At 38.4% G+C, this 11,951-nt stretch carries 12 protein-coding genes; 8 read left to right on the forward strand and 4 right to left on the reverse strand.

Translation table 11 applies throughout. From position 1 onward, the window contains the following. Positions 1 to 38: 38 nt before the first annotated feature. Both G521_RS0102985 and G521_RS16360 read right to left on the reverse strand, forming a co-directional pair. Positions 39 to 911: a bestrophin family protein gene (locus G521_RS0102985; RefSeq protein ID WP_026897196.1), complete on the reverse strand. Its 873-nt coding sequence runs from the start codon at positions 909 to 911 to the stop codon at positions 39 to 41. A gap of 77 nt (positions 912 to 988) precedes the next feature. Beyond that, the gene (locus G521_RS16360) at positions 989 to 2,896 is read right to left on the reverse strand and encodes a tetratricopeptide repeat protein (RefSeq protein ID WP_051189413.1); all 1,908 of its coding nucleotides are present in this window, start codon (positions 2,894 to 2,896) and stop codon (positions 989 to 991) included. A gap of 165 nt (positions 2,897 to 3,061) precedes the next feature. Between G521_RS16360 and G521_RS0102995 the strand changes: the two genes are divergently transcribed. After that, complete coding sequence (locus G521_RS0102995; RefSeq protein ID WP_026897197.1) at positions 3,062 to 4,027, forward strand: T9SS type A sorting domain-containing protein; 966 nt, start codon at positions 3,062 to 3,064, stop codon at positions 4,025 to 4,027. A gap of 64 nt (positions 4,028 to 4,091) precedes the next feature. On the opposite strand, the gene G521_RS0103000 is transcribed toward G521_RS0102995, so the two are convergent. Beyond that, the gene (locus tag G521_RS0103000; RefSeq protein ID WP_026897198.1) at positions 4,092 to 4,457 is read right to left on the reverse strand and encodes a DUF3127 domain-containing protein; all 366 of its coding nucleotides are present in this window, start codon (positions 4,455 to 4,457) and stop codon (positions 4,092 to 4,094) included. Between the two features lie 151 nt (positions 4,458 to 4,608). Between G521_RS0103000 and G521_RS0103005 the strand changes: the two genes are divergently transcribed. From G521_RS0103005 to G521_RS16365, 3 genes are read left to right on the forward strand one after another with little or no spacing between them, the layout of a single operon-like run. Then, complete coding sequence (locus G521_RS0103005; RefSeq protein WP_026897199.1) at positions 4,609 to 5,784, forward strand: THUMP domain-containing class I SAM-dependent RNA methyltransferase; 1,176 nt, start codon at positions 4,609 to 4,611, stop codon at positions 5,782 to 5,784. Then, positions 5,747 to 6,430, forward strand: coding sequence for an HD domain-containing protein (locus G521_RS0103010; protein WP_051189415.1), 684 nt, complete (start codon positions 5,747 to 5,749; stop codon positions 6,428 to 6,430). Before G521_RS0103005 ends, G521_RS0103010 begins: the two co-directional genes overlap by 38 nt. Next, positions 6,417 to 6,860, forward strand: coding sequence for a gamma-glutamylcyclotransferase (locus tag G521_RS16365; protein WP_036678051.1), 444 nt, complete (start codon positions 6,417 to 6,419; stop codon positions 6,858 to 6,860). Before G521_RS0103010 ends, G521_RS16365 begins: the two co-directional genes overlap by 14 nt. Here the strand turns inward: G521_RS16365 and G521_RS0103020 are convergent. Beyond that, positions 6,853 to 7,737 carry a UbiA family prenyltransferase gene (locus G521_RS0103020; protein ID WP_026897201.1) on the reverse strand — a complete coding sequence of 295 codons (885 nt, stop codon included), beginning with the start codon at positions 7,735 to 7,737 and terminating at the stop codon, positions 6,853 to 6,855. The two genes, G521_RS16365 and G521_RS0103020, sit on opposite strands and share 8 nt — an antisense overlap. A 142-nt stretch (positions 7,738 to 7,879) precedes the next feature. Between G521_RS0103020 and G521_RS0103025 the strand changes: the two genes are divergently transcribed. From G521_RS0103025 to G521_RS0103040, 4 genes are read left to right on the forward strand one after another with little or no spacing between them, the layout of a single operon-like run. Continuing rightward, positions 7,880 to 8,992 (forward strand): type III polyketide synthase, encoded by a 1,113-nt coding sequence (locus tag G521_RS0103025; RefSeq protein ID WP_026897202.1) that lies wholly within the window; start codon positions 7,880 to 7,882, stop codon positions 8,990 to 8,992. Position 8,993: 1 nt separating this feature from the next. Then, on the forward strand, positions 8,994 to 9,758 hold the full coding sequence (locus G521_RS16370) for a methyltransferase domain-containing protein (RefSeq protein WP_081675007.1): 765 nt from the start codon (positions 8,994 to 8,996) through the stop codon (positions 9,756 to 9,758). Then, a complete protein-coding gene (locus G521_RS0103035; protein WP_026897203.1) occupies positions 9,758 to 10,876 on the forward strand; it encodes an NAD(P)/FAD-dependent oxidoreductase in 1,119 nt (372 codons plus the stop codon). Before G521_RS16370 ends, G521_RS0103035 begins: the two co-directional genes overlap by 1 nt. 12 nt (positions 10,877 to 10,888) lie before the next feature. Continuing rightward, positions 10,889 to 11,917 carry a sensor histidine kinase gene (locus G521_RS0103040; RefSeq protein WP_026897204.1) on the forward strand — a complete coding sequence of 343 codons (1,029 nt, stop codon included), beginning with the start codon at positions 10,889 to 10,891 and terminating at the stop codon, positions 11,915 to 11,917. The last annotated feature ends 34 nt before the right edge of the window (positions 11,918 to 11,951 follow it).

The raw sequence follows: 11,951 nt of genomic DNA on the forward strand, positions 1-11,951 counted from the left end.
AAATAGATGAAGAATAATCTAACCCCTTAAAGTACATGTTAAAGAATCTCTCCCACATGCTTGTTAATATTTTCAGCCATTTTCTGCATTGGTAAATCATTGGCATCATTACCAAACGGATCCTCAATTTCTTCGGCTACAAGTTCCATACTGGCCAAAACATAAAATACAAACATGACCATTGGAGCAACATAATAACCAAGTGAAAAAACATATCCAAAAGGAAGTGTCATTACATAAACAAAAATAAATTTTTTAATAAATGCACTGTAAGAGTATGGAATAGGAGTATTTTTTATCCGTTCGCAGGCTCCGCAAATATCTGTAAATGCACTGAGTTCAGCGTTTAAAAAAAGAAGCTGTTCTCCCGTAATCTTTTTTTGCCTGTACAGGTTGTGTATACGCTGCATCATCAGTTTAGCTATCTGATTGGGTACATGTTTCTGCAGGTCTATATCAGCAAGTTCTGGATGAGCCTTTTCATCAAGCATAAATCGTGTACCCTCCGATTGGAGATGCTCTTGCAGGGCGTTAGCATAAAGTGGAATCGTTTTACGAAAAAACAAACGGCTATTTTCATCTTCCAGTATCACATTCAGTTTCATTGCCAGGTTGCGGCTGTTGTTTACCAGGCTTCCCCAGAGTTTGCGGCCTTCCCACCAGCGGTCATAAGCGGTATTGGTACGAAATACCAGTAAGATGGAAATGGCAAAACCAAGAAGACTATGCATTACAGGAATATTTTTCACCCAACTTTTATCGCTTAAATGCAAATATTCGATTTCCCAGTAAGCTACTCCCAGAGAATAGGCGACTACAAAAATCAATAATGGAAATAACTTGCGCAGAGTATCTGATTTGTGAATTCTAAACAGAAAGTGCAGCCAGTCTTTGGAATTATAAATGAGCATGAGAAATAACGATGAGTAGCAAATTTAAGATTTTTGTTCAGGTTACAGTCAGGCTGTAAATGGCTGACAAACCTTTTCTACAATCCTATTTTTTTTAACAGCACATCAAACCTTGGATCGTTTCTTAGGGCATCGAATTTAGGATCTACTTTCAGGCTGCAGAGAGATTCTTCATGCATCTCCCAGCTTTTTTCAAGCCATTCAAAAGCTTTTTCGCTTTCAGCCAATGCCGCATAAACTACCGCCATGCCACGATAGTCATTTCCACTAAGATCAACATCTGTTAAATTTTGAATTATTTTTCTTGCTTCTTCTTTCTTTCCTGCGGCAGCATAAATAGAGGCTAAAGCAACATCAGTTTTGACTTTGTTCCCGGTGAGTTCTCCCCAGCACTCATTTTCTGAAATTGCTTTCTCAAACAAACCTTTGGCCTGATAACTTAAAGAAAGGAGCCGGTGAACCGGTGCAAAATCGGGATCAAGATCAATGGTTTGCATTGCAATATCAATAGCCTCATCATACTGCCTGTTATAATAATAACATATTCCTTTGTCTTTCAGGATGCCCTGAGAAACCGGATCAAGCTCCACCGCTATAGATATTTCCCTGATTGCTTCATTGAAATTTCCTGTAAAAAGCAACCACTCGGCATACCAGTGGTGTCCGGTAGCATAATTGGGGCTCATTTTAATTCCAATCTTAAATTCCTTTTCCGAATTCTCCCAATCCCAATCATTGAGCATTAAGGAAGTAGCCATCGAAATATGCGCTTCCCCCAAATTGGGGTCAATCTTCAATGCCCGGTTTACAGCATCCATTTGCTTTGGAAAAAGTTCTCTTCGCGAAATATTGGTATACTCACCCATCAGGCTGTATGTATCAGCAAGACCCGCCCAGGCCAATGCGTAATCGGGATCTTTTTGAAGGGCTTTTTCAAAAAACCGGCTTGCTGCTTTCAATCCCTCCTCGTTCCTCCGGTTCCAGAAATAACGACCCTGTAAATAGAGATGGTACGCTTCCGTATTTTGCGTATGGGTTTTTGTGATCAGTTCCCTGTCATTCTCCAATAATGTTACTTTTAATTTTTCTGTAATGGCAAAGGCTATTTCATCCTGAATGGCAAATATATCCTCCATTTCCCGGTCATATCTTTCACTCCAGATATGAAATCCGTCTTCTACATTTATTAACTGCGTGATAATTCGGAGACGGTTGCCTTGTCTTCGTATACTTCCTTCCAGAACCGTGCTTACCCCTAATTTCTCTCCCACCTCACGCAAATCCATATTTTTGCCTTTAAACTGAAATGAAGATGTTCGCCCTGCTACTTTTAAATCTTTTAAATGGGATAGTGAATTGAGAATTTCTTCTGCCATTCCATCACTGAAGTATTCCTGCCCCGGATCATTACTCATATTTACAAAGGGCAGAACAGCAATACTCTTTCCGGGTCCACTTTTAAGTTGCTCTTTTGAATTAGAAATTTCCGAATCGGTTATAACTTTATAAATTCTTACCGGTTCTTTTACATTCTTTAAAATCTCCTGCTCCACAAACTGAGTAGCAATATTTTGTTTGTTAAAAACATTATTGCGAACAGATTCAGAAATATAGATTCCACCGGGCATGGCAATAGCTTGTATTCGTGAAGCGATATTTACAGCATCGCCAAATACATCTTCATTTTCAAATACTACTTCTCCCTGGTGGATACCGATTCTCAATAAAAAATCATTTGTTTGCTTGCAGATCTCCTGAATTTTAATCGCGGCATGTACTGCATCGGTCACCGTATTAAAACTGGCCAGTATCCCATCTCCCAATTCTTTTATCCAGCGACCATTAAATTGCTCGATTATGGGTTTTTGAATATCCCTGTTCTTTTTGAGAAGTTCAAACGCCTTTTGTTCGTCATTGCCCATTAATGCCGTATAACCGACAATGTCAGTGAACATAATAGCGGCAAGTTGACGGGACTGTTGCATAAAATTTTATTCATATTAAATTTATCGATTAATAATGTAATCAGGGAGGTTGTGTATATAAATTTCCAGGATCCTAATTGAAATACCTTTAACATATTTTAACAAAGCCTTAACAATAATTGCCTTTCGGCGGATTTAACTTTGATAGAACAAAATTTCAGAGATATGAAAAAGACTATACTTTATGCGTCCACAATTGCCTTTGCGTTGGTGATAATTTTAGGGCCCGGCCGGGTAAGATCTCAGGAGAGAAAAGAAATTCGCAAAACCATTATAATTAATGATGGAGACACAATTATTAACGGAAAAAAAATAAGCGAAGCTTCAAAATCAGAACGTAAAGAACTGATGAAAGAATTTGAAGAGATGAACCAGGATGTTAAAGATCGTGTCATTATTCGCAAGGGCGGAGAAGGAAATAATAAAGAAGTTGTGATCCGCAAAAAGGGAGATAAGAAACCTCACACCTTACGCTGGGAATCATGGGATAGCGGAGACGTTGAATTGAAGAGAGAAGGTCCCGGAAGAATATTTAGATTTAACACCGATAGCCTGGTTATTGCTTTTGAAGGAGATTCATCCATGAAAAGATTTCACTTCAAAATGGATGGTCTGGATAGTAATATGCGCAGCAAGGTCATTACTCTAGACAGGAATATTTCCGGCTTGCCCCGAATGATGGAAAGAATGCAGCCCCGGATTTTTATGGACGGAACAGATCTCTCAGAAAGCCGGATGAGCAACCGGAAAAACTCTCAGAATTTCAGTTATTCAAACACTGATAAAAATGGAATTACAACCCGCATGGATATTCGATTGAGTGAATTAAACAAAGAAGAATCTAAAAAAATATCAGGATCAGAAATAGTTAAAAATGAATTACAGGTAACGGATCTAACTCTATTTCCAAATTTTTCTTCCGGAAAGCTGAGCTTATCATTCAATCTGCCATTCAAAGGAACCGTAGAAGTTAAAATCATGAACAGCGATATGGAACCTGTATTTACCGATAAAGCCATTAATTCAAATGGAAATTATTATAAGCAGATCAGTCTTCCAATGAACGGACTTTATTATATATCCATTCATCAGGGAGGAAAGTCATATAGCAAAAAGCTGATTAAGGAATAGCTCTCAAATAAAAAAGCCGGCAAAACTTTAAAAAGTTTACCGGCTTTTTTTTGATTTTTAAATTTTAGAAAGGCAAATCATCATCATCTGCAGATGAAGTAATATCAACCGGTTTTGCGTATTCAGGCGTTGCAGCCGCAGCAGCCTCGGCACCCAATACATTTACTCTCCAAACAATCATATTATTGAAGTAGGATGTAACTCCATCCTTATTAGTCCATGGACGACCGCGAAGATTGAAAAACACTTCCACGTTGTCACCAACTTTCAGATTATCAAGCATAGAAACTTTATCCTGCTGAGCTTCAAACTTCAGAAACTCCGGATATGTTGGGTTTTCAGCATATTCTACGATCAGTTCACGTTTCTTAAACTTTTCATTCACCTCAATCACCGGTGAAATCTCATGTACTTTTCCTTTTATTTCCATGGCTTTTATATTTTTTTAAATGATCAAACTCAAATCAGCAGGGCCTGAATGCAAATTATTCGGTCCGGGCAGAAAGAAAAATTCCTGCTGCATACAATTTGTAAAAGTATAAAATTAAGGCAGGTTTTAATTGTTAACTTCGCAAATTATTATGCAAGTTTTCCACACAAAGAGCAAAATCGTTATTACCTGCAACAAACGATTATCGCCATACTTACAGCAGGAAGTTGAAGCCCTTGGCTACAAAATTACCAGAAGTTTTAGCACCGGACTTGAGCTTGAGGGTACACTTAATGATTGCATTCCGCTAAATTTAAATTTGCGCTGCGCCAGTCAGGTTCTGTACCTAATCAAAAGTTTCGAAGCGGAAAATCCCGCCAGGCTATATAAAGAAGTTTTAGAAATTGAATGGGAAAAGCTTCTTGACTTTACAGGATATTTTTCTGTTAGCAGCAACGTCGATAACGAAACCATAACCACACCTCTGTTTGCAAATCTTAAAGTTAAAGATGCCATCGTAGACCGTATTAAAGAAATCAAAGGAATTCGTCCGGACACCGGATCTGACGGAAATAAGGCGGTTGTTCATCTCTACTGGAAAGAAGAAAAAGCAGATATTTTTATAGATACCTCCGGAGAAACGCTTGCCAAACACGGTTATCGCAAAATTCCGGGCAAGGCACCAATGCTTGAAGCACTGGCCTGCGGTACCATCATGGCTACCGGCTGGGATAAAAAAAGTCCCTTTGTAGTGCCCATGTGTGGATCCGGAACCCTGGCTATTGAAGCCGCATTAATGGCCACAGATAAATTCCCGGGCCTGTTTCGAATGAACTATAGTTTTATGCACATTTTGGGTTATCAGGAAGAAGTCTTTTTCGAAGAGCGCAGAAAACTTAAGGAAAAAGCCAAAAAGGACATAGATTTTAAAATCGTTGCCACGGATATTTCTGAAGATGCAATAGATATTTCGAAAAGAAACGCCAAAACTGCCGGAGTAGATCACCTGATTGATTTTGATGTTTGCGATTTTGCCGATACCGAAGTTCCTGAAGGTCCCGGCGTTGTTATATTTAATCCCGAGTATGGAGAGCGTTTAGGAGTTCATACCAAGCTGGAAGCTACATACAAACGCATGGGTGATTTTATGAAATCGAAATGCAAAGGGTATCGCGGATATATTTTCACAGGAAATCCTGATCTGGCTAAAAAAATCGGATTAAAAGCTTCCAGAAGAATAGAATTCTATAATGGAAAACTGGATTGCCGAATGCTTGAATATGAATTGTATGAAGGCAGCAAAAGAGAACCAAAAATCAGTGAATAGCAGCAACATCATTTCTGAAACCGCTCAATTTGTTAAAACCGAATTATCAGGAGCAGAAGCAGGGCATGACTGGTGGCACATAAACCGGGTTTGGAACAATGCCAGATTCATCGGTAAAACCGAAACCGCAGATATGTTTGTTGTAGAACTGGCTGCGCTGTTGCATGATATCGCCGATAGCAAATTTAACGACGGAGATGAAGAGATAGGACCGCAGAAAGCCGGAGATTTTCTTAAATCTGTTCATGTTGACGAATCAGTAATTATTCATGTTCAACAGATTATCCGCAATATGTCTTTTAAAGCTAGTTTGGGCTTGATTACTTTCAACTCAAAAGAGCTTGAAATTGTGCAGGATGCTGATCGTCTGGATGCAATTGGCGCAATAGGCATTGCCAGAGCATTTACTTACGGTGGTTTTAAAAATCGCGAATTATATAATCCTGAAGTTCCGCCCGTATTCAATATGAGCAAGGAAGAGTATAAAAATTCCAGGACTCCCACTATCAATCATTTTTATGAAAAGCTGCTCTTGTTAAAAGAAAAAATGAATACGGATACAGGACGGAGAATTGCCGAAGAACGTCACCTCTTTATGTTAACTTACCTGGAACAATTTAAATCTGAATGGAATGGAGAACGATAATTACTTTTATTATTTCGGATATGCCAGCAACCTGAAAACGTCCATTTTAGAGCAACGAACAGGCAGCAAAATTGAAAATTACATCCAGGGCAGGCTTTTAGATTATGGCTTTCGGTTTAACAAAAAGAACCCGGACGGAAGTGCAAGAGCAAACATTATTTCTTCCGAATCTGAAGATGTATTTGGCGTTGTTTACGAAATCGACCTGAAATATAAAGATCTGCTATTAAAAACTGAGCCCGGATATCGGCTTATTGAAGTTACAGTAGAAACCGGACAGGGAAACGTAATGGCTTTTACTTTTGTCTCTGATGCTGATGACGAGGATATTTATCCGGATAAAGAATATTTAAACAGCATTTTATCCGGAGCAAAAGACCATAAACTTCCACAGGAATACACCGATTTTATCCGCTCATTGGCTATATAAAATTCAGTATTGCAAAATAAATCAGCATCATAAAACCACTTAAAAGAGTCATTCTTGACATATTCTTAAAATTTGCTTCTTTCGGATCGCGGTAAACTTTTACAAACCAGTTTAAAAAAAGTATAAAAACGGGTGCTGCAAAGGTCAGAAAAAGCCAAAAATTATTCATCATTTCCAGGCGATACCAGTAAATGAAAAGTAACAGGGAAGAAAGCAAAAAAAGAATAGCTGCAAACCAGAATGATCCGCGGATACCCAACACAATACTCAACGTTATATCTCCCCTTTTGCGATCTTCTTCGTGCTGATATACCTGGGTAAGCGGGTAAGTGGCCCCAATCAGACATGAACAAACCAATCCTGCAATTGTAAAATTCAAATTCCATCCGGTTAAACTGCCGAGACCTGAAACAGCGGCATAAGAACTCCAATAAACCGCTGCGCCCTGAAAAATAAAGACAATCAGGAAACTGATAACAGGATATTTTTTCCATCTGACGGAGGGATGGCTATATAATTTTGAAAACAAGCCGTACACAAGAACGGCTGCAAACAGTATCCAGCTTACCCAAAGCGAAAGAATTATAGCCAGCAAATCCAATATTAGAGAAAAATTATAAAGACTTTTATCAACAGGGGGCGGATTTTCAATCAAAGCAATGCTGCCTTCATCTTTATCAAAATAGCTGTTATACCCGTTACTTGCTGGATAAACAAGCAAATGCCAGATGATAAATGTTAAAACTGCATTCACCCAAATCAGTTGCGGTGCCTGACTGAGAGCAAACAAAAATACCGGCAACAGGAAAAAAGAAAAGGCAAAACGAAGGTGTAACATCGCCGACCGTGTTGGCCAGAAATTCCTGATAAAATTCATTTTACTAAAGTATGATTAATGCAAATTCTTTATAGAATAGTGTTGTATTTTAAAAGCATCAAAACAGGATGAATTAACAGATGTTCATCATTTTATATTTACCAAGAACCATAAACCTAAATAATTAGTACTTTAACCTTACATGAACAGCTGTATAAGTGCGATTGGTACCGCAAACCCTAAATACCGAATTCCGCAGAATGACATTTACGGTTTCATGGTCAAAGCTTTTGATTTAGATGAAAATAATGCTTCGCGACTAAAAAAAATATATGATCATTCGGGCATCGAGCATCGTTATTCGGTAATCCCGGATTTCGGCGAAGCAAATGGTCGCGATTACAGATTTTTCAATAACAGTCCGAATTTCGAACCTTTTCCAAGCACTCAAAATCGCTTGCAGCTTTATCAGCATGAAGCGGCAGAAATTGCTGCAGCTGCCGCAAAAAACTGTATCGACTCGCTGACTGAAGATCTTACACCAAAAATTACACATCTGATAACCGTTAGCTGCACTGGCATGCACGCCCCGGGAATTGATATTGAACTGGTTGAAATACTCGGCTTAAAAAGGAATATTGAAAGAACCTGCATAAATTTTATGGGCTGTTACGGCGCCCTCAATGCTCTAAAAGTTGCTGATTATATTTGCCGGGCGGATACAAACGCCAAAGTTCTGATAGTTTGTATTGAACTTTGCACACTTCATTTCCAGAAAGAAAACACATTGGATAACTGGGTGGCCAATTCACTTTTTTCGGATGGCGCAGCAGCAGTGATTGTAGAAAATAACGATCATCGTACAGGTAATTCCAATAGCCTGACCCTAGATACTTTTTATTCTGAATTTGTACACGAAGCCCGAAGCGAAATGGGATGGTATGTTGGTAATGCAGGTTTTGAGATGAAGCTTACCTCCAAAGTTTCTAAACTTATTAAAAAACATATTTATTCAATTTCTGATCGCTTGCTTGAAAAGGCCGGGCTTGCATTCTCAGATATCGGGCGATTTGCTGTTCATCCCGGTGGCAGAAAAATTCTGGAAGCAGCAGAAAGTGCTCTCGGCTTTTCATCTGCAGCCAATCAGTTCGGATATGAAACTTTAAGAGATTTCGGTAATATGTCATCTGCAACTGTATTATTCGTCCTTAAAAAACTTTTGGATGAACCCAATAGTCCATCCGGAGAAAATATTCTCGGGTTCGCATTTGGCCCGGGCTTAACCGTAGAATCTATGATCCTGAAAAGAAATTAATATGCCTGATTTTAGTCGCCGGAGCACTGAAGAAGAAATGATGGACGATTTTTCGCTTGGCCACGAAATTATCGACCCGATAATGGACGAGCTGGAAGTTGTAAATAAACTCCTTGGCGGATATAATGTGTTTTTCAACGCTTTTAGAAAACTAAAAATCAGCAATGGTATGATCATCAGCGATTGGGGTTGCGGTGGTGGCGATTCATTAAGAGTTATTGCGAAATGGGCCCGATCTAAAAACCTGAAGCTGAAATTAGTGGGAGTTGACGCTACAGAATCGGCCATAGAATATGCACGGGCCAAATCAAAAGATTATCCCGAAATTTCTTATATCCTGGCGGATGTAATGAGTGCAAAATTATATACAAACCAATTCGACATAGTTATATCAAGCCTGTTTACACATCATTTTGAGGATAAAAGTTGGGTAAAACTCATTCAAAAAATGGCCGATTGCGCAAGTGCCTGCGTGGTTATAAACGATCTGCACAGGCACTGGTTTGCGTATCATTCAATCGGTTTATTAACTTCCGCTTTTTCCCGATCAGAAATGGTGAAGCACGATTCTAAGCTATCTGTTCTAAGAAGTTTTAAACGCACAGAAATTGAAGAAATGTTGCGAAAAGGAAATTTTGACAGCTATTCTATAAAATGGAAATGGGCTTTCAGGTGGCAGGTTTGTATCGATTCAAGTTCTTTTAAAAACAGATTAGCGGAATTTAAGCCCAGAGAACAATTAATGCCTTTAATGATGGCTGAATAATGAAAAATGCAATCATTATTGGCGGAGGTTTAGCCGGTTTAACCTGTTCCATCCTTTTACAAAGCAAGGGCTATCAGGTTACCCTGATCGAAAAGAAGAAATATCCTTTTCATCGCGTTTGCGGCGAATATATTTCTAATGAGGTTCTTCCATTTTTAGAATCCTTAAATATCCGGGTTTCTGAGCTTAACCCCGCCCGACTCATCCATCTTTCCGTTACTTCGGTTTCAGGAAAAATCATGGAAACTCCGCTCCCGCTGGGTGGTTTTGGTTTAAGCCGGTACAAATTTGATTTTTTATTATTTGAGCATGCTCAGAAACTGGGAGTGCAATTCATATTTGAAAAAGTTATTGATATCAACTTTACCGAAAACACCTTTAAAATATCTTTATCAAACAATCAAATTTTAGAATCCGCTATCGCGATAGCTGCTTATGGTAAGCGGTCAAATCTGGACCAAAAACTTAAGCGCCAATTTTTTTACCGCCGAAGTCCATATTTGGGAGTAAAATATCATATTAAAACAGACCTGGCCAACAACCTGATCAGGCTGGATAATTTTACAGGCGGATATTGTGGAGTTTGCAAAATTGAAGACGACAAATACAGTCTTTGCTACCTTTCTGAAACGGCCAATCTAAAAAAGTATTCAGGAATTAGTGAAATGGAAGAGCAGATACTTTTTAAAAATCCGCACCTGAAATATCTTTTTAACAATTCTGAATTTATTTTTGAAAAGCCCGAAGTAATAAATGAAATTTCTTTTGAACGCAAAACTTTGGTTGAAGATCATTTACTTTTTTGTGGAGATGCAGCCGGAATGATAACTCCGCTTTGCGGAAACGGAATGGCTATCGCCATTCACTCCGGAAAAATTTTGGCAGAAAGTATTCTTTCCTATACCCACAAAAACTCCGGTTTAAACCGCTTGCTTCTGGAAAAAGAATATATATACCGATGGGAGAAAGAGTTTTCGATACGATTAAAAAGCGGCAGATTAATCCAGAAATTGTTCGGTAATAAACATGTATCTAATCTTTCGGTTAGCGCTTTAAAATCATTCCCCTCAGTGACCCGATTTTTGGTTAAAAAAACCCATGGCAAAGCGTTTATATAGTAAATTGCATTCATGAAATTACGCGTTTTAGTCTTCTTAAATTCCCTTGCGGTCGCTTTAAGCCTTTCTATAATAAATTATTATTTCCAGCAAAATCTGTTGGATATGCTTATAACATTCGGCATTTCATTGGTTACCAGCTTTGTAGTATTTTATTATCTGATTGAAAAATTCGTATACAGCAAAATTAAACTGATCTACAAACTGATTCATAGCTTAAAATTAGGGGAAGACCTGAAAGATGCCTTAGGAGAATATGTAAGTTCTGATCCTATAAATGATGTAGAGCAGGAGGTAAAAGAATGGGCAAAGGATAAAAAAACAGAGATTGATGCCTTGCGGAAGCAGGAAAAGTTTAGACGGGAATTTTTATCAAATATTTCGCATGAATTTAAAACGCCGTTATTTGCCATACAGGGATATGTAGAAGCATTGCAGGACGGAGAGATTGATGATCCGGAAATGTCTCAAAAGTTTTTAGCCAAAGTTGCCAGAAATGCCGAGCGTCTTACGTTTCTTATAAAAGATCTGGATGCTATTTCTAAACTCGAAACTGGCGATTTACCCATCAATTATGAAAAGTTTGATATGACCAAACTGATCAAAGAAGTGATAGAGTCGATGGAATTAAAGGCTAAAAAAAATAACATCAGCCTGATTTTTAAAAGTAAATATGATTATCCAACCTGGGTTAATGCCGACCGTGAAAAAATAAGGCAGGTGCTGGTAAACCTGATTGACAATTCTTTTAAATATGGTAAAGAAAACGGCCAAACTGCTATCAGTGTTTTCTCTTTGTATGAAGAAATTTTAGTTGAAGTAACAGATAATGGAATTGGCATTGAGGAAAAAAATCTGCCTCGGTTGTTCGAACGGTTTTTCCGTACAGATAAAAGCCGATCCAGAGAAATTGGCGGATCAGGCCTAGGACTGGCGATTGTAAAACATATTATTGAAGCGCATCGTCAAACGATAAACGTTCGGAGTACCGAAGGTTTAGGTTCTACTTTCGGGTTCACGCTTGAAAAATATAAGGAATAATTAATCGGGAAAGTTAAAACGAAATCAACTTGCC

This window comes from Daejeonella oryzae DSM 19973 (assembly GCF_000422945.1).
GTDB lineage: Bacteria > Bacteroidota > Bacteroidia > Sphingobacteriales > Sphingobacteriaceae > Daejeonella > Daejeonella oryzae.